The organism is Streptomyces sp. NPDC059897 (genome assembly GCF_042730865.1).
Lineage (GTDB): Bacteria > Actinomycetota > Actinomycetes > Streptomycetales > Streptomycetaceae > Streptomyces.
In genome coordinates, this window is the sequence record NZ_JBHWKQ010000034.1 from 66,935 (window position 1) to 82,978 (window position 16,044).

Annotated in this window: 15 protein-coding genes; 11 read left to right on the plus strand and 4 right to left on the minus strand. The window is 71.7% G+C overall.

Annotation, left to right across the window (positions count from 1 at the left end):
• Positions 1-87 precede the first annotated feature (87 nt).
• From ACFV9W_RS29715 to ACFV9W_RS29725, 3 genes are read left to right on the plus strand one after another with little or no spacing between them, the layout of a single operon-like run.
• A complete protein-coding gene (locus ACFV9W_RS29715) occupies positions 88-2,193 on the plus strand; it encodes a putative cobaltochelatase (protein ID WP_385766803.1) in 2,106 nt (701 codons plus the stop codon).
• The gene (gene cobO, locus ACFV9W_RS29720; RefSeq protein ID WP_351336537.1) at positions 2,194-2,793 is read left to right on the plus strand and encodes a cob(I)yrinic acid a,c-diamide adenosyltransferase; all 600 of its coding nucleotides are present in this window, start codon (positions 2,194-2,196) and stop codon (positions 2,791-2,793) included.
• A complete protein-coding gene (locus ACFV9W_RS29725; protein ID WP_385766806.1) occupies positions 2,787-4,169 on the plus strand; it encodes a cobyrinate a,c-diamide synthase in 1,383 nt (460 codons plus the stop codon). The genes cobO and ACFV9W_RS29725 overlap by 7 nt, the downstream gene beginning before the upstream one ends.
• 23 nt (positions 4,170-4,192) lie before the next feature.
• On the opposite strand, the gene ACFV9W_RS29730 is transcribed toward ACFV9W_RS29725, so the two are convergent.
• On the minus strand, positions 4,193-4,924 hold the full coding sequence (locus ACFV9W_RS29730) for a ZIP family metal transporter (protein WP_385766808.1): 732 nt from the start codon (positions 4,922-4,924) through the stop codon (positions 4,193-4,195).
• Positions 4,925-4,930: 6 nt separating this feature from the next.
• On the opposite strand from ACFV9W_RS29730, the gene ACFV9W_RS29735 reads away from it, so the two are divergent.
• Together ACFV9W_RS29735 and cobC are read left to right on the plus strand one after the other, a co-directional pair.
• Positions 4,931-5,347, plus strand: a complete 417-nt coding sequence (locus ACFV9W_RS29735) for a cobalamin biosynthesis protein (RefSeq protein WP_385766811.1) — start codon at positions 4,931-4,933, stop codon at positions 5,345-5,347.
• Between the two features lie 146 nt (positions 5,348-5,493).
• Positions 5,494-6,945, plus strand: a complete 1,452-nt coding sequence (cobC, locus tag ACFV9W_RS29740; protein ID WP_385766814.1) for an Rv2231c family pyridoxal phosphate-dependent protein CobC — start codon at positions 5,494-5,496, stop codon at positions 6,943-6,945.
• Between the two features lie 90 nt (positions 6,946-7,035).
• Here cobC and ACFV9W_RS29745 read toward each other — a convergent pair whose 3' ends face one another.
• The gene (locus tag ACFV9W_RS29745; RefSeq protein WP_385766817.1) at positions 7,036-7,992 is read right to left on the minus strand and encodes an SCO1860 family LAETG-anchored protein; all 957 of its coding nucleotides are present in this window, start codon (positions 7,990-7,992) and stop codon (positions 7,036-7,038) included.
• 245 nt (positions 7,993-8,237) lie between these two features.
• Complete coding sequence (locus ACFV9W_RS29750; protein WP_385766820.1) at positions 8,238-9,332, minus strand: amidohydrolase family protein; 1,095 nt, start codon at positions 9,330-9,332, stop codon at positions 8,238-8,240.
• Between the two features lie 75 nt (positions 9,333-9,407).
• Between ACFV9W_RS29750 and ACFV9W_RS29755 the strand changes: the two genes are divergently transcribed.
• The 5 genes from ACFV9W_RS29755 to thpD all read left to right on the plus strand — a co-directional run bounded on the left by ACFV9W_RS29755 (position 9,408) and on the right by thpD (position 14,133).
• Positions 9,408-10,508, plus strand: coding sequence for a pyridoxal-phosphate-dependent aminotransferase family protein (locus ACFV9W_RS29755; protein WP_385766822.1), 1,101 nt, complete (start codon positions 9,408-9,410; stop codon positions 10,506-10,508).
• A gap of 399 nt (positions 10,509-10,907) precedes the next feature.
• Positions 10,908-11,450 (plus strand): diaminobutyrate acetyltransferase, encoded by a 543-nt coding sequence (gene ectA, locus ACFV9W_RS29760; RefSeq protein ID WP_351343109.1) that lies wholly within the window; start codon positions 10,908-10,910, stop codon positions 11,448-11,450.
• Between the two features lie 64 nt (positions 11,451-11,514).
• A complete protein-coding gene (gene ectB / locus ACFV9W_RS29765; RefSeq protein ID WP_385766825.1) occupies positions 11,515-12,786 on the plus strand; it encodes a diaminobutyrate--2-oxoglutarate transaminase in 1,272 nt (423 codons plus the stop codon).
• A 40-nt stretch (positions 12,787-12,826) separates the two neighbouring features.
• Positions 12,827-13,231, plus strand: a complete 405-nt coding sequence (locus ACFV9W_RS29770; RefSeq protein ID WP_266721029.1) for an ectoine synthase — start codon at positions 12,827-12,829, stop codon at positions 13,229-13,231.
• 5 nt (positions 13,232-13,236) lie between these two features.
• Entirely contained in the window at positions 13,237-14,133 is an 897-nt protein-coding gene (gene thpD, locus ACFV9W_RS29775) for an ectoine hydroxylase (RefSeq protein WP_385766828.1), read from the plus strand.
• Between the two features lie 71 nt (positions 14,134-14,204).
• Here the strand turns inward: thpD and ACFV9W_RS29780 are convergent, their stop codons facing one another.
• Positions 14,205-15,269 carry an alkene reductase gene (locus ACFV9W_RS29780; RefSeq protein WP_385766831.1) on the minus strand — a complete coding sequence of 355 codons (1,065 nt, stop codon included), beginning with the start codon at positions 15,267-15,269 and terminating at the stop codon, positions 14,205-14,207.
• 189 nt (positions 15,270-15,458) lie between these two features.
• Here ACFV9W_RS29780 and ACFV9W_RS29785 point away from each other — a divergent pair, with 189 nt between their 5' ends.
• Positions 15,459-15,953, plus strand: a complete 495-nt coding sequence (locus ACFV9W_RS29785) for a MarR family winged helix-turn-helix transcriptional regulator (protein ID WP_385766834.1) — start codon at positions 15,459-15,461, stop codon at positions 15,951-15,953.
• Positions 15,954-16,044: the final 91 nt, after the last annotated feature.

Consider the following 16,044-nt stretch of genomic DNA (forward strand, 5'->3'; position numbering starts at 1 on the left):
CCCCGCGGCGGAGTCGCAAATAGACACAGCCCCGCGCCCCTGATCGTCCCCCCTGGACATGTTCGTCTCACTGGAGGTTGGTGGCTAATGCCCACTCCCTATCCGTTCTCCGCCGTCGTCGGGCAGGACGATCTGCGGCTTGCTCTGTTGTTGAATGCCGTGTCGCCCGCCGTTGGTGGTGTGCTCGTGCGCGGGGAGAAGGGGACCGCGAAGTCCACCGCCGTACGTGCCCTGTCCGCGCTCATGCCGGGTGTGGATGTCGTCTCCGGGTGTCGGTTCTCGTGTGATCCGGCGAGCCCCGATCCGCAGTGCCCGGACGGGCCGCACGATGACGCTCCCGGCGGCCAACGGGACGCCCGCATGGTCGAGTTGCCGGTCGGTGCGTCCGAGGACCGGCTCGTGGGCGCGCTCGACATCGAGCGGGCGCTGTCCGAGGGCGTGAAGGCCTTCGAGCCGGGGCTGCTCGCCGACGCGCACCGCGGGATCCTGTACGTCGACGAAGTGAACCTGCTGCACGATCACCTCGTCGACCTGCTGCTCGACGCCGCCGCCATGGGTGCCTCGTACGTCGAGCGCGAGGGCGTCTCCGTACGGCACGCCGCGCGATTCCTCCTCGTAGGGACGATGAACCCCGAAGAGGGCGAGCTGCGGCCGCAGCTGCTCGACCGGTTCGGGCTGACCGTGGAGGTCGCGGCCTCGCGCGAGCCGGAGCAGCGGGTGGAGGTCGTCAAGCGGCGGCTCGCCTACGACGACGACCCCGAGGGCTTCGTCGGCCGGTGGGCCGAGGACGAGGCCGAGGTGCGGGCCCGGATCGTCGCGGCGCGTGAGCTGCTGCCCCACGTGCGTCTCGGTGACCGGGCGTTGACGCAGATCGCGGCGACGTGTGCGGCCTTCGAGGTGGACGGCATGCGCGCCGACATCGTGATGGCGCGCACCGCGACCGCGCTCGCCGCCTGGGCGGGCCGCGAGGACGTACTGGCGGAGGACGTGCGGCAGGCGGCACTGCTCGCGCTGCCGCACCGCAGGCGCCGCAACCCGTTCGACGCGCCGGGCCTCGACGAGGACAAGCTCGACGAGACGCTGGACGAGTTCGGTCCCGAGAACGAGGAGGAGGAGCCCGAGGGCCCGGAGGGGGACGACGATCCCGACGGGCCCGGCGGCGGCCCGGACGGCGGCGGCCCCGGTGGTGGTGTGCCGCCGCAGCAGGACGGTCCGCACGACGCCCCGCAGGAGAGCGGCGACTCGCAGGACACGCGGGACCCGCAGGACGCCCCGGCCGGTGACGACCGGGAGGACTCCCCCGAGGAGCCCGCCGCCGCGCCCGCGTCCGGTGGTGGGGCCGCCGAGCAGAAGCCCGTGGCGGCCGGTGAGCCCTTTCGTACGAAGATGCTGAGCGTGCCCGGCCTCGGTGAGGGCGCGGCGGGGCGCAGGTCCCGGGCGCGTACCGAGCACGGCCGCACCACAGGCGCGACGCGTCCCCGTGGCGCCCTCACCAAGCTGCACCTGGCGGCGACCGTGCAGGCCGCCGCCCCGCACCAGCGGGCGCGCGGCCGTTCGGGCCGGGGGCTCGTCGTACGCCGCGACGATCTGCGGCAGGCGACCCGTGAGGGGCGCGAGGGGAACCTCGTCCTGTTCGTGGTCGACGCCTCCGGGTCGATGGCGGCGCGGCAGCGGATGACCGCCGTGAAGGGCGCCGTCCTCTCGCTGCTGCTCGACGCGTACCAGCGACGGGACAAGGTGGGGCTCGTGACCTTCCGGAAGTCGACGGCCGAGGTCGCCCTGCCGCCCACGTCGAGCGTGGACGCGGCGGCGAGCCGCCTGGAGTCGCTGCCGACCGGCGGGCGCACCCCGCTGGCGGCCGGGCTGCTCAAGGCCCACGAGGTGCTGCGCGTGGAGCGGCTGCGGGATCCGGCGCGGCGGCCCCTGATGGTCGTCGTGACCGACGGGCGGGCTACCGGCGGGCCCGAGCCCGTGCAGTTGGCGGGGCGTGCGGCCGGGTTGCACGCCGCCGAGGGCACGGCCTCCGTGGTCGTCGACTGCGAGACCGGCATGGTGCGGCTCGGGCTCGCCACGGAACTCGCAGGACGGCTCGGCGGCACCGCCGTCACGCTGGACGAGCTGCGGGCGGACTCCATCGCCGGGCTCGTGAAGGACGTCACCGGAACGCAGAACACCATCAGGAGGGCCGCTTAAATGCCGCAGGGACAGCCGAGCGTCGTACCGAACGACGGGCTGACGACACGTCAGCGCCGCAACCGCCCGCTGGTGTTCGTGCACACCGGCATCGGCAAGGGCAAGTCCACGGCCGCGTTCGGGCTCGCGCTGCGCGCCTGGAACCAGGGCTGGCCGATCGGGGTGTTCCAGTTCGTCAAGTCGGCGAAGTGGAAGGTCGGCGAGGAGAACGCGCTCAAGACGCTCGGCGCGAGCGGCGAGGGCGGCACGGTCGCCTGGCACAAGATGGGCGAGGGCTGGTCGTGGGTGCAGCGCGACGACCAGGCCGACAACGAGGAGAAGGCGCGCGAGGGCTGGGAGCAGGTCAAGCGCGACCTGGCCGATGAGACGTACAAGCTGTACGTGCTCGACGAGTTCGCGTACCCGATGCACTGGGGCTGGATCGACGTGGACGACGTCGTCGAGACGCTGCGGAACCGTCCCGGTCAGCAGCATGTCGTGATCACCGGCCGCAACGCCCCCGAGAAGCTGGTCGAGTTCGCGGATCTCGTCACCGACATGTCGAAGGTGAAGCACCCGATGGACGAGGGCCAGAAGGGCCAGCGGGGCATCGAATGGTAGGTACGCAGACCGTGGGCGTGCCGCGCCTGGTGGTCGCCGCCCCGGCCTCCGGGACCGGCAAGACGACCGTGGCGACGGGCCTGATGGCGGCGTTCGCCGAGCGCGGGCTCGCCGTGTCGCCGCACAAGGTGGGGCCCGACTACATCGACCCCGGCTACCACGCCCTCGCGACCGGCCGCCCCGGGCGGAACCTCGACGCGTACATGTGCGGTCCCGAGCTCGTCGCGCCGCTGTTCGCGCACGGCTCGGCGGGGTGCGAACTCGCGGTCGTGGAAGGCGTGATGGGGCTGTTCGACGGCGCGTCGGGAGAAGGCGAACTGGCCTCCACGGCGCATGTCGCGAAGCTGCTCAAGGCGCCCGTCGTGCTCGTCGTCGACGCCTCCTCGCAGTCGCGGTCGGTGGCGGCGCTCGTGCACGGCTTCGCCTCCTTCGACCCCGAGGTGCGCCTCGCGGGCGTCATCCTCAACAAGGTCGGCTCCGACCGCCACGAGGAGCTGCTCCGCGAGGCCATGGAGGAGGTCGGCGTCCCGGTGTACGGGGCGTTGCGCCGCACACCGCAAGTGGCTACGCCGTCACGGCACTTGGGGCTTGTGCCGGTGGCCGAGCGGAGTGCGGGGGCGCTCGATTCGGTGGAGGCCTCGGCGGCGATGGTGCGGGAGGGGTGCGACCTGGAGGGGTTGCTGGCCCTGGCCCGTAGCGCGCCGGCTCTCCGTACGGATGTGTGGAGTCCCGGTGGGCCGGAAGCGGTGGGCGGCAGCGGGGCTGGATCTGCCCAGCCCGTTGTCGCTGTGGCCGGAGGCGCCGCGTTCACGTTCTCGTATGCCGAGCACACAGAGCTGCTCCGCGCGGCGGGCGCCGACGTCGTGGCCTTCGACCCGTTGCGCGACGAGCAGCTTCCCGAGAACACCGCAGCCGTCGTCATCGGCGGTGGGTTCCCCGAGGTCTACGCCCCCGAGCTGTCCGCCAACGAACGGCTCCGCAAGGCCGTGGCCGAACTGGCCCACAGCGGCGCGCCCGTGGTCGCCGAGTGCGCGGGGCTGCTCTATCTGTCCCGCTCGCTCGACGGGCAGCCGATGTGCGGAGTACTGGAGGCCGACGCGAAGATGTCGGGGCGCCTCACCCTCGGCTACCGCGACGCCGTCGCCCTGACCGACAGCCCGCTCACCCCGTCGGGGACCCGGCTGCGCGGTCACGAGTTCCACCGGACCGTGCTCGAGCCGGGCGCGGGGCCCACGCCCGCCTGGGGCATGCGGCTGCCGACGCGGCGCGTCGAGGGCTTCGTGCAGGGCGGCGTGCACGCCAGCTATCTGCACACGCACTGGGCGGCGCTGCCGGACATCGCGCACCGCCTGGTCCAGTGGAGCGGCGCACGGTGAACGGGTGGCTCCGACACAGGCTCTCAGCCCGCGATGCCCACGACGAGCCAGATGAAGGCCGCGCCCGCGACGGTGCACAGCAGCGTCGAGCGGGCCGGGTGCTCGTGGTGGGCCTCCGGGAGGATCTCGGCGGCGGCCAGGTAGAGCAGCACGCCGCCGAAGAAGCCGAGATAGCCGCCGAGCAATTGCTCCGGAATGGTGAACAGGAGCGTGGACGCGGCGCCCACGACGGGCGCGGCCGCGTCCGCGAACAGCATGATCAGCGCCTTGCGGCGGGCGTTCCCGTAGAGCCGGGTGATCGTGTACGTGTTGAAGCCGTCGGCGAAGTCGTGGGCGATCACGGCGAGCGCCACGGCCGTGCCCATGCCGCCGCCGATCTGGAAGGCGGCGCCGATCGCCATGCCGTCCATCAGGCTGTGCCCGACCATCGCGGACGCCGCCGTGAGCCCCACCTCGGGGGCCCGGCCGTTCGCCCCCTCCTCGGCCCCGTGGGCGGCCTGGCGGCGGGCCAGCAGGTGCTCCATGATGTGCGCCCCGAGGAACCCGGCCACGAACAGCAGGAACGCCGCGGGCACCCCGTGGACCTCGCCGCCCGCGGCCTCCAGGGCCTCGGGCAGCAGGTCGAGACCGACGACGCCGAGCATCAGGCCACCGGCGAGGCCCAGCACCAGGTGGCGCCGGTCGGTGACCCGTTGCGCGGTCCAGCCGCCGACCAAAGTCATCAGGAAGGCGCTGAGCGCCACGATCACGGCCATGGCCCCTTGCTAACCCATCCGGGCGCCTGCGCGCACATCCGGCGCGGCGTGGTCGTCGGTGTCGGCGCCCGGTCGGGTGCCCCGGCGGACGAGGTTCTGGGGCTCGTGCGGGCCGTGCTCGCCGAGGCGGGCGCGACGGACGTCCTGGCGCTCGCGACGCTCGACACGAAGGGCCGGGAGCCCGGCATCGTCGCGGCGGCCCAGGCGCTGGGCGCGCCCCTGGAGACGTACGGCGCCGAGCGGCTCGCCGCCGTCCCGGTGCCGCATCCGTCCGCGCGGGCCCGCGCCGCCGTGGGCACCCCTTCGGTCGCCGAGGCGGCCGCCCTCGTACGCGGTGGTGAACTGCTCGTCCCGAAGCGGACGTCGGCCGGGGCGGGCGGGGGCCCGGGCCGGGTGACGTGTGCGGTGGCACGGCCAGGGTGACGTGTGCGGGGTCCCGGCCCGGGTAGGGACCGGCCCGGCTTCTCCTTCCCCCTGGATTTCCCGCTCGATCCCCGCTCGATCCCCGCTCGATCCCCGCTCGATCTCCTGTCGGTCCCCGCTCGATCTCCTGCAAGGAGCCCGTCCCCATGCACACCCCTCCCCCGGCCCTGCTCGCCGCTCTGGAGCAACGGCTCGACGACGTACTCGGCGGCGGCCCCCGGACACCGGGCGACCGCGCCGACGTGACCGTGCTGCTCGTCGGCGCCGGCTCGGCGGACTCCGCGGCCAACGCCGAACTGGCCGCCGCCGCACGGCTGTTGTGGGAGGGCAGCGGCTACGCGGGCGTGGAGCCGGCGTATGTGTCGGCGGCGCCCGACGTGCCCGCGGGGCTCGACCGGTGCGCGGCGCTCGGCGCGCGGCGGGTCGTCGTACTGCCGTACGCGGCGGTGCCGTCGGAGCGGTTGCACGCGCAGGCCGTCGGGTGGGCCGCGGCGCATCCGGAGGTCGACGTGCGCTGCGCGGCCGCCCCCGCCGTGCCGGATCCGGCCGGCGGGCCCGATCTGCGGCACCACGGGGACGCCGAAGTCCGCGACGACGGCGAGAAGTTGACGGATCTCGCGGTGAATGTGCGCACGGGCACGCCGCCGTCCTGGCTGCGCGAGCACATCGCCGGTTCGCTGGACGGGCTCGCCGCGTATCCGGACGGGCGGGCCGCGCGGGCCGCGGTGGCGGCGCACCACGGGGTGCCGGTGGAGCGGGTGCTGCTCACGGCCGGGGCGGCGGAGGCGTTCGTGCTGCTGGCGCGGGCACTGCGGGTGCGCAGACCCGTCGTCGTGCACCCGCAGTTCACCGAGCCCGAGGCGGCCCTCGAGGATGCCGGGCACGCGGTGGGGCGGGTGCTGCTGCGGGCGGAGGACGGATTCCGGCTCGACCCGGCGCTCGTGCCGTACGACGCGGATCTGGTGGTGGTCGGGAACCCGACCAATCCGACGTCGGTGCTGCATCCGGCGGACGAGCTGCGGAGGCTGGCGCGGCCGGGGCGGTTCCTGGTGGTCGACGAGGCGTTCATGGACGCGGTGCCGGGCGAGCGGGAATCCCTGGCGGGGCGGACCGATGTGCCGGGGCTCGTGGTGCTGCGGAGCCTGACGAAGACGTGGGGCCTGGCCGGGCTGCGGGTCGGGTACGTGGTGGCGGAGCCGGAGGTGGTGGCTTCCCTGGAGCAGGCACAGCCGTTGTGGCCGGTGTCGTCGCCCGCGCTCGTCGCGGCGCAGGCGTGCGTGTCCGCTCGCGGGGTGGCGGAGGCGGCGGACGCGGCGGTGGCCGTCGCGGCGGACCGGGAGCATCTGGTGGGGCTGCTCCGGGAGTTGGCGCCGCACGGGGTGTCGGTGGCCGGGCCCGCGGAGGGCCCGTTCGTCCTCGTCCGCATCCCCGGTGCGCATGCCGTGCGGGAACGGTTGCGGGGGGCCGGGTTCGCGGTGCGTCGCGGTGACACGTTCCCGGGCCTCGGTCCGGACTGGGTCCGGCTCGCGGTCCGGGACCGCGCCACCAGTGACGGTTTCGTCGCCGCGTTGGCCGGAGTGTTGCGTTCCTTCGCGTAAGTCGCTGCGGCATTCAAGCCCCTGCGGCGATTGAGCAGCGGGGTCCGGGGCGGAGCCCCGAAGCCCCGGCGCCGCAGGGGCTTGAATCGCCTACGCCCGGTTGCGGCCCCTGCGGGCCATCGCGACCGCCCCACCGCCGGCGGCGAGAAGTACGATCGCGCCGCCCGCGATGTACGGCGTCGTCTCGTTGCCGCCCGTCTCCGCCAGGTCCTGCTTGTCGGCCGCGGGCTGCGCCTGCGTCTTCTCGACCGGGGCCTCGGCCTTCTCGCCCTGAGGCTCCGGCTTCGGCTTCGGCGCGGGCGCCTGTGCCGCCTTCGGCGTCTCGCAGGTGGCCTCCGCGAGCGTGACCTCGCCGTCGACCTCGGCGACGTTGAGGTTCAACGGGTTGACGTGGACCTTGAGCTGGAGGGCGGAGGCCGCGGCCGTGGTGTCCGTCGTGGAGCGGTTGGAGAGGCCGAGCGTCACTTCGCCGACCCCCGGGACCTTGACGGCCGTCGTGCCGCCGGTCGACAGGGTGATCTTCTTGCCGAGGACGGTGACGCCGCCCAGCAGGTTCGACTCGGCGACCGGCTTCTCGCCCGCCACGCACAGCGCCCGCGAGGTGACCTGGTCGACCTCGATGAGGGAGAGCAGCGGAAGGCCCGGGACGTGCACCTTGGCCTGGGCGAGCCGGGTGAGCCCTTCCGCCTTTCCGCCCTCGACCGTGGCCTTCGTCCGCGCCACGTCCGCGCGCAGCACGCTGAACGGCTGTCCGCCGTCGACCCCGTCCAACTGGGCGGTCAGCGCGGTCCTGTCGGCGCTCTTGGGCGCCTGCACCTCGTTGAGGGAGACCTTGAGCGGGACGTTCACGGTCTTGTTGAGGAGCGATACGTCGAGTCCCGTGCGGAGCACGACGGCGCCGGCCTTGCCGCCGCTGTGCTCGGTGGCCGCGGCCGGGCCCGCGGTCGCGAGCACGGTGGGGCCGAGGGCGAGCGCGGTGGCGGCGGCGGTCGCGGCGACGCGGCGGGCGGGCGTGCGCAGGACGGTGGTCAGGGTGGAGCTGGGCATGGCGGTGGGACCCCCAAGTAACAACCAGGACCGTGGGTGATGGGACAGCACGGAACAAGGCAGGAAGGAATGAGGCGGAACGGGACGGAACCGCCTCGGCTGGTCATCGGTAAGGGAATCTTTACGCACTGAGAGTGAACGGGCGCCCACGTTCATCGAGTTCACCCCAAAGTGGCGTTTCCGTGCACACCTTCGAATCAGGGGGCACGCCCGTCCCACCGGTCACGCACCGTCAACTCGGCAGGTCAGCCCACCACGTTGCCCCGCAGCACGATCCTGCGCGGCGCCGCCAGCGCCCGGACGTCGTCGCGCGGGTCCGCCCCGTACACCACGAGGTCCGCGGACGCGCCCTCTTCAAGGCCTGGGCGGCCGAGCCAGGACCGCGCGCCCCACGCCGTCGCGGAGAGCGCCTCGACCGGCGGGATGCCGGCCTTCACCAGCTCCTCGACCTCGCCCGCCACGAGGCCGTGCGCGAGGGAGCCGCCCGCGTCCGTGCCGACGTAGACCGGGATCCCGGCGTCGTAGGCGTTGCGGACGGTGTCGTAGCGGCGCTCGTACAGGCGGCGCATATGGGCCGACCAGTCGGGGAACTTGGCGTCGCCGGCCGCCGCGAGGTCCGGGAACGTGGCGATGTTGACGAGGGTCGGGACGATCGCGACGCCGCGTTCGGCGAACAGCGGGATGGTGTCGTCGGTCAGGCCGGTGGCGTGCTCGACGCAGTCGATGCCCGCCTCGACGAGATCGCGCAGCGAGTCCTCGGCGAAGCAGTGGGCCGTGACGCGGGCGCCGAGCCGGTGCGCCTCGGCGATCGCCGCCTCGACGGCCTCGCGCGGCCAGCAGGCGCTCAGGTCCCCCGTGCCCCGGTCGAGCCAGTCGCCGACGAGCTTGACCCAGCCGTCGCCCCGCCGGGCCTCCTGGGCGACGTACGCGACGAGGTCCTCGGGCTCGATCTCGTGCGCGTAGTTGCGGATGTAGCGGCGGGTGCGGGCGATGTGGCGGCCCGCGCGGACGATGCGCGGCAGGTCCTCGCGGTCGTCGATCCAGCGGGTGTCGGAGGGCGAGCCCGCGTCGCGCAGCAGCAGCGTGCCGTGGTCGCGGTCGGTCAGCGCCTGCTTCTCGGCTGTCTCGGCGGGAACCGGGCCGTGCGAGTCGAGCCCGACGTGGCAGTGCGCGTCGACGAGTCCTGGCAGCGTCCAGCCCTCGACCGTGGTGACGTCGAGGCCCGCGGAGCGCGGCCGTTCGTATGCGATCCGGCCGTCCACCACCCACAGTTCGTCGCGTACGTCCTCGGGCCCGACGAGGACCCGGCCCTTCACGTGCAGTACCCCGCCAATACTCATGCGCGCAGCCTATGAGGCGGTCGGTACGCTCGACACCGGCACCCGTACGAACCCGTGAGCGAAGAGAGCACCACCGTGACGCACCCGTTTCTCGACCTGGCCCCGCTGAGCGCCGAGCACTTCGCCTCCATCGAGGACCGGGTCGCCCGGCTCATGGACACGTCGCAGGACGTCGTGATCATGCAGGGTGAGGCGCTGCTTCCGCTGGAGGGCGCGATCCGTGCCGCCGCGGGGCCCGGCACGGTGGCGCTGAACGTGATCACCGGCCCGTACGGACAGACCTTCGGCGACTGGCTGCGCGACTGCGGCGCCACGGTGCACGACCTCGCGGTGCCCTTCCACGCGGCCGTCACCGCGGAGCAGGTCGGGCAGGCGCTCGCCGAGCACCCGGAGATCGACTTCGTGTCCCTGGTGCACGCGGAGGCGGCGACCGGCAACACCAACCCGGTGGCCGAGATCGGCGAGGTGGTCCGCAAGCACGGGGCGCTGTTCTATCTGGACGCCGTCGCGTCGATCGCCGCAGAGCCGGTGCTCCCGGACGCGTGGGGCGTGGATCTGTGCGTGATCGGCGCGCAGAAGGCGATGGGCGGCCCGGCCGGCGTCTCGGCCGTGTCGGTGAGCGCGCGGGCCTGGGAGCGGATGGCCGCCAACCCGAACGCGCCGCGGCACTCGTACCTCTCGCTGCTCGACTGGAAGCAGCGGTGGGTGGACGGCGGCCGCAAGGCGCTGCTGCACGCCCCCGCACAGCTGGAGATGCTCGCGCTGGAGGCGTGCGTGGAGCGCATCGAGAGCGAGGGCCTCGAGGCGCTGATGGCGCGGCACGCCTCGGCGGCCGCCGCCACCCGCGCCGGCACGCTCGCGCTGGGCGGTGGACTTGAGCCATACGTCCACGAAGCCCGCGACGCCGCCCCTGTCGCCACTACACTGCGCGCCCCGGCGGGGACGGACGCGCGTGAGCTGGTGGCGCGGGCGCTGGCAGTGGACCCGGTCCTTCCGCTGGTCGCGGGGGGCGGCGCGCTCGCGCAGGAGATGATCCGGGTCAACCACTACGGCCCGCAGGCGACCCGCGGCGTCGTGCAGTCCTCGCTCGCCGCGCTCGGTGGGGCGCTCGCGGAGGCCGGGCTCGAGGTCGATCTGGAAGGGGCGCGAAAGGCGGTCGCGGCCGCCTGGGAATAAGCACCCCGGCGCACGAACCGGCGCACTCAACTCAAGGCGTCGCCCTTTTCGGGGCGGCGCCTTTCTCTTTATCCAAGAATTATTCAGACAGAATTGTCCCGCACTTTATCGGAGGCATCAGGCGAGCCTTCCTGTACTGCTTCTGCCCGCTTCCTCGCGACGTAAACACTGAGATTTCATCAACGGGAACCGCCGTAATTCGGACGCGTCTCGTGGCGATTACGGCGCTGTGACGTACTCCACACCAACTAAAGTACGACCGTTTTGCCCCACTCAAACCGGGACATACCGCCGGGATTTCGTGCGCGCGCCCACCTGCGCGCGATAACACACAAGCCCGCGTTACGTAACCCCTTCTGCGGGTGCAATCCCGAAAATTGCTCGGTAAATTCAATTTGCATGACCGCCGCACAAGCGCAATTCCTGGAAGTCGCCGAAGTGGCCCCGGTCCCCGACGGACTGAAGATCGTCCACCCGGAGGTGGCCGACGGAGCCGCGATCTGGCGTATCGCCCGCGACTCGAAGGTGCTCGACCTCAACTCCTCCTACAGCTACCTGCTGTGGTGTCGCGACTTCGCCGCCACGTCGGTGATCGCCCGCGACGAGAAGGGCGAGGTGGCCGGTTTCATCACCGGTTACGTACGTCCCGACCGACCCGACATCCTCGTGGTGTGGCAGGTCGCCGTGGACGCTGCGCACCGCGGGCGCGGCCTCGCCGCCGCGCTGCTCGACGGGCTGGCCGCACGGGTAGCGGCGGCGCGTCCGGTCACCACGCTGGAGACGACCATCACGCCCGACAACGCCGCGTCCCAGGCCCTGTTCACCTCGTTCGCCCGCCGGCACCGCGTCGGTGTGGCGCGCACGGTGCTGTTCGACGCGGGCCTGTTCCCGGACGACGGGCACCTGCCCGAGGAGCTGTACCGCATAGGTCCGCTGGCCTGAGCACGCCCTCGCCCCACCCACCCCGAGCCCCCCTCAACTTTCCCTCCCTAGAGGAGTTTTTGCTGTGACCATCACCCAGCCGGACCTGAGCGTCTTCGAGACCCTTGAGTCGGAGGTGCGCAGCTACTGCCGCAGCTGGCCCACCGTCTTCGACCGGGCCCGGGGCAGCCGTATGTACGACGAGGACGGCCACGAGTACCTGGACTTCTTCGCCGGCGCCGGTTCGCTCAACTACGGCCACAACAACCCGGTCCTGAAACGCGCCCTGATCGACTACCTGGAGCGCGACAGCGTCGTGCACGGGCTCGACATGTCGACCTCGGCGAAGCGCAATTTCCTGGAGTCCTTCCAGAACATCATCCTGCGCCCGCGCGACCTGCCCTACAAGGTCATGTTCCCGGGCCCGACGGGCACCAACGCCGTCGAGTCCGCGCTGAAGCTGGCCCGCAAGGTCAAGGGCCGCGAGTCCATCGTGTCCTTCACCAACGCCTTCCACGGCATGTCGCTCGGCTCGCTCGCCGTGACCGGCAACGCCTTCAAGCGGGCCGGCGCCGGCATCCCGCTGGTGCACGGCACGCCGATGCCGTTCGACAACTACCTCGACGGCCAGACGCCGGACTTCATCTGGTTCGAGCGCCTGCTCGAGGACTCCGGTTCCGGCCTGAACACCCCGGCCGCCGTGATCGTCGAGACGGTCCAGGGCGAGGGCGGCATCAATGTCGCCCGTGCCGAGTGGCTGCGCAAACTGGCAGATGTCTGCGAACGTTGGGACATGCTCCTGATCGTCGACGACATTCAGATGGGCTGCGGCCGCACCGGCGCCTTCTTCTCGTTCGAGGAGGCGGGCATCACGCCGGACATCGTGACCGTTTCGAAGTCCATCAGCGGGTACGGGCTTCCCATGTCCCTGTGCATGTTCAAGCCGGAGCTGGACGTCTGGGAGCCCGGCGAGCACAACGGCACGTTCCGCGGCAACAACCCGGCGTTCGTGACGGCGGCCGCTGCCCTGGAGACGTACTGGACCGACGGCGCTGCCATGGAGAAGCAGACCCTGGAGCGCGGCGAGCAGATCGACGAGGTGCTCGGTGCCCTGCGCACGGAGTACGCCGAGGAGATCGTCGAGTACCGCGGTCGCGGACTGGTCTGGGGCATCGAGTTCCGTGACAAGGACCGCGCCGGCAAGGTCGCCAAGCGGGCCTTCGAGCTGGGCCTGCTCATCGAGACCTCCGGCCCCGAGAGCGAGGTCGTCAAGCTGCTTCCGGCGCTGACGATCACGCGCGAGGAGCTGGAAGAGGGCCTTCGCACACTCACCCGAGCCGTGCGCGAGACCGCCTGACCAGCACCACCAAGATTACGAGGAAAGGCAGCAACTCACCGTGATTGTCCGTTCGTTCAAGGAGATCGAGAACACCGACCGGCACGTGAAGTCGGCGACCGGCACCTGGGAGAGCAAGCGCATCGTGCTTGCCAAGGAGAAGGTCGGCTTCTCTCTGCACGAGACGATCCTCTACGCGGGCACCGAGACCGACATGTGGTACGCCAACCACATCGAGGCCGTGCTGTGCGTCGAGGGCGAGGCCGAGCTCACCAACCGGGAGACCGGTGAGACGCATTGGATCGAGCCAGGAACGATGTACCTCCTGGACGGCCACGAGAAGCACACCATGCGCCCGAAGACCGACTTCCGCTGCGTCTGCGTGTTCAACCCTCCGGTGACCGGACGGGAGGACCACGACGAGAACGGCGTCTACCCGCTGCTGACAGAGGACGAGGAGGCCTGATCCCGATGACGACCGCACCCGACATCACGGACCTGTACCCGACGCGAGGCGCCTCCGAGGTGGCCACGCCGCGTGTCGACCCGGTCGTCTGGTCGGCGGAGGGAGCGCGAGGACCGATCCGCCAGTCGGACCTCGCCTCCTTCGAGCGGGACGGCTTCCTCGCCATCGACGAGCTGATCGGCCCGGACGAGATCGGCACCTACCAGGCCGAGCTGAACCGTCTGGTGACCGATCCGGCGATGCGCGCCGACGAGCGTTCCATCGTCGAGAAGCAGTCGCAGGAGATCCGCTCGGTCTTCGAGATCCACAAGATCAGCGAGATCTTCGGCAACCTGGTGCGCGACGAGCGCATCGTGGGGCGGGCCCGTCAGATCCTCGGCTCGGACGTCTACGTCCACCAGTCGCGGATCAACGTCAAGCCCGGTTTCGGGGCTCGGGGCTTCTACTGGCACTCGGACTTCGAGACCTGGCACGCCGAGGACGGCCTGCCGAACATGCGGACGGTGTCCGTCTCCATCGCGCTGACGGAGAACTACGACACCAACGGCGGGCTCATGATCATGCCCGGCTCGCACAAGACGTTCCTCGGCTGCGCGGGTGAGACGCCGAAGGACAACTACAAGAAGTCGCTGCAGATGCAGGATGCGGGCCTGCCCTCGGACGAGGCCCTCACCAAGTTCGCCGACGCGCACGGGATCCAGCTGTTCACCGGCTCGCCCGGCTCGGCGACGTGGTTCGACTGCAACGCCATGCACGGCTCCGGCGACAACATCACCCCGTACCCGCGCTCGAACGTGTTCATCGTGTTCAACAGCGTGGAGAACACGGCGGTGGAGCCGTTCGCGGCGCCGGTGCGGCGTCCGGAGTTCATCGGGGCGCGGGACTTCACTCCGGTGAAGTGATCCTCGTACGCACAAGAGTTGGGGCGGGACCGTATGCGGTCCCGCCCCAACTGCTGTTGTCCGTACGAGTCTTACCGGGCCGGGTAGTCCGTGTACCCCTTCTCGGTGCCGCCGAAGAAGGTCGCCGGGTCCGGGGTGTTGTACGGGCCCTCGCTGCCGAGACGGGCCGGCAGGTCCGGGTTGGCGAGGAAGAGGGCGCCGAAGCTGAGGATGTCGGCGACGCCGTCCTCGATCAGACCGAGGGCCCGGTGGTCGGTGGGCCCCTCGGTGTGCGCGTTGAGCACGAACGGGCCGCTGAACCGCTTGCGCAGATCGGCGGTCACCTCGCGGCTCTGCTCGCCCACCTCCAGTACGTGCAGGTAGGCGAGGCCCAGCGGTTCCAGGGCGTCGACGAGCGCGGTGTACGTCTCGACCGTGTCGTGGTCGCCCATGGAGTTGTACGGGTTGCCGGGCGAGAGGCGGATGGCAGTGCGCTCGGCGCCGATGGCGTCGGCGACGGCCCTGACCGCCTCGACGGCGAACCGGATGCGGTTCTCCACGCCGCCGCCCCACTCGTCGGTGCGCAGGTTCGTGCCGGGCGAGAAGAACTGGTGGATCAAGTAGCCGTTGGCGCCGTGCAGTTCGACTCCGTCGAAGCCGGCCGCGACGGCGCCGCGGGCGGCCTCGGCGAAGTCGGCCACGGTCGCGCGGACCTCGTCCGCCGTCAGCGCGCGCGGGGTCGTGAAGTCCTGGAAGCCCTCGTTCGTGAAGGCCTGGCCCTCCGGGGCGACGGCGGACGGGGCGACCGGAGCGCCGCCGTCCGGCTGCAACGACGGGTGGCCGATCCGGCCCGCGTGCATCACCTGGGCGAAGATCGTGCCGCCCTCGGCGTGCACGGCGTCGGTGACCGGGCGCCAGGAGTCGATCTGCTCCTCGGTGTGCAGGCCCGGCGTCCAGGCATAGCCCTGGCCCACGGCCGAGGGCTGGATCCCCTCGGTGACGATGAGCCCCGCGGAGGCGCGCTGCGCGTAGTACTCGGCGGTCAGGGCGGTGGCGGTGCCGCCCTCGCCGGCCCGGCTGCGGGTCATGGGCGCCATGGCTATGCGGTTGGCCAGGCGGGTGCCGGGGAGGTCGATGGGGTCGAAAGCGGTGGTCATGGCTACTCCGTTCAACGGGATGTGACACAGGGCGACGCATGCAACACAGGCAACACGGGCGATACAGGCAACACGGGTGACACACTGCCGCAATAAAACATTGGTCGGCCAAGCAATCGAGCCGCCTTCACTGTAGCCCATTCATTGGCCGGCCAAGGTAATCTCGTGGACAAGTCGAGAGGAGCCCTCATGTCCCCCACCACCGACGGCCCCGCCTGTACCGACGGGATCCCGGTCGCCGCCCGCAGCGGCCCCGTCAGCCTGGCCCTCTCCCGCGTCGCCCGGCTGCACCGGATCGCCGCCGGGCAGCGGCTGCGCGGGCTCGGGCTCTATCCGGGGCAGGAGTTCGTGATGATGCACCTGTGGGACAAGGGGCCCGTGCGTCAGTCCGAGCTGATCAGGACGCTCGACCTGGATCCGTCCACGGTCACGAAGATGCTGCAGCGCCTGGAGCAGTCCGGGCACGTGCGCCGCACCCCCGACCCCGACGACCGCCGCGCCTCGCTCGTCGAGGCGACGGAGCGCAGCTGCGGCCTCCTGGAGGACGTGGCCGGGGTGTGGGGAACGCTGGAGGAGCAGACCCTGGCGGGGCTCTCCGAGCGGGACCGCGCCGAGTTCGCGCGGCTGCTGGCCCTGGTCGAGGGCAACCTGTGCGCGCAGGCCGGGGCGGAGGAGTGTTCCTAGTGAGCTGGTCCGGAGATTCGTGAGCAGTAGCGGCAGATGCGGTCGATGATCTGGTCTGCGGTCTTGGTCCAGTGGAAGGGCCGGGCCTCGC

What these genes read in the sequence shown, in the direction of transcription:
- ACFV9W_RS29715 (WP_385766803.1), top strand. Translation starts at nt 88, where the DNA reads ATGCCCACTCCCTATCCGTTCTCCGCCGTCGTCGGGCAGGACGATCTG.
- cobO (WP_351336537.1), top strand. Translation starts at nt 2,194, where the DNA reads ATGCCGCAGGGACAGCCGAGCGTCGTACCGAACGACGGGCTGACGACA.
- ACFV9W_RS29725 (WP_385766806.1), top strand. Translation starts at nt 2,787, where the DNA reads ATGGTAGGTACGCAGACCGTGGGCGTGCCGCGCCTGGTGGTCGCCGCC.
- ACFV9W_RS29730 (WP_385766808.1), bottom strand. Translation starts at nt 4,924, where the DNA reads ATGGCCGTGATCGTGGCGCTCAGCGCCTTCCTGATGACTTTGGTCGGC.
- cobC (WP_385766814.1), top strand. Translation starts at nt 5,494, where the DNA reads ATGCACACCCCTCCCCCGGCCCTGCTCGCCGCTCTGGAGCAACGGCTC.
- ACFV9W_RS29745 (WP_385766817.1), bottom strand. Translation starts at nt 7,992, where the DNA reads ATGCCCAGCTCCACCCTGACCACCGTCCTGCGCACGCCCGCCCGCCGC.
- ACFV9W_RS29750 (WP_385766820.1), bottom strand. Translation starts at nt 9,332, where the DNA reads ATGAGTATTGGCGGGGTACTGCACGTGAAGGGCCGGGTCCTCGTCGGG.
- ectA (WP_351343109.1), top strand. Translation starts at nt 10,908, where the DNA reads ATGACCGCCGCACAAGCGCAATTCCTGGAAGTCGCCGAAGTGGCCCCG.
- thpD (WP_385766828.1), top strand. Translation starts at nt 13,237, where the DNA reads ATGACGACCGCACCCGACATCACGGACCTGTACCCGACGCGAGGCGCC.
- ACFV9W_RS29780 (WP_385766831.1), bottom strand. Translation starts at nt 15,269, where the DNA reads ATGACCACCGCTTTCGACCCCATCGACCTCCCCGGCACCCGCCTGGCC.
- ACFV9W_RS29785 (WP_385766834.1), top strand. Translation starts at nt 15,459, where the DNA reads ATGTCCCCCACCACCGACGGCCCCGCCTGTACCGACGGGATCCCGGTC.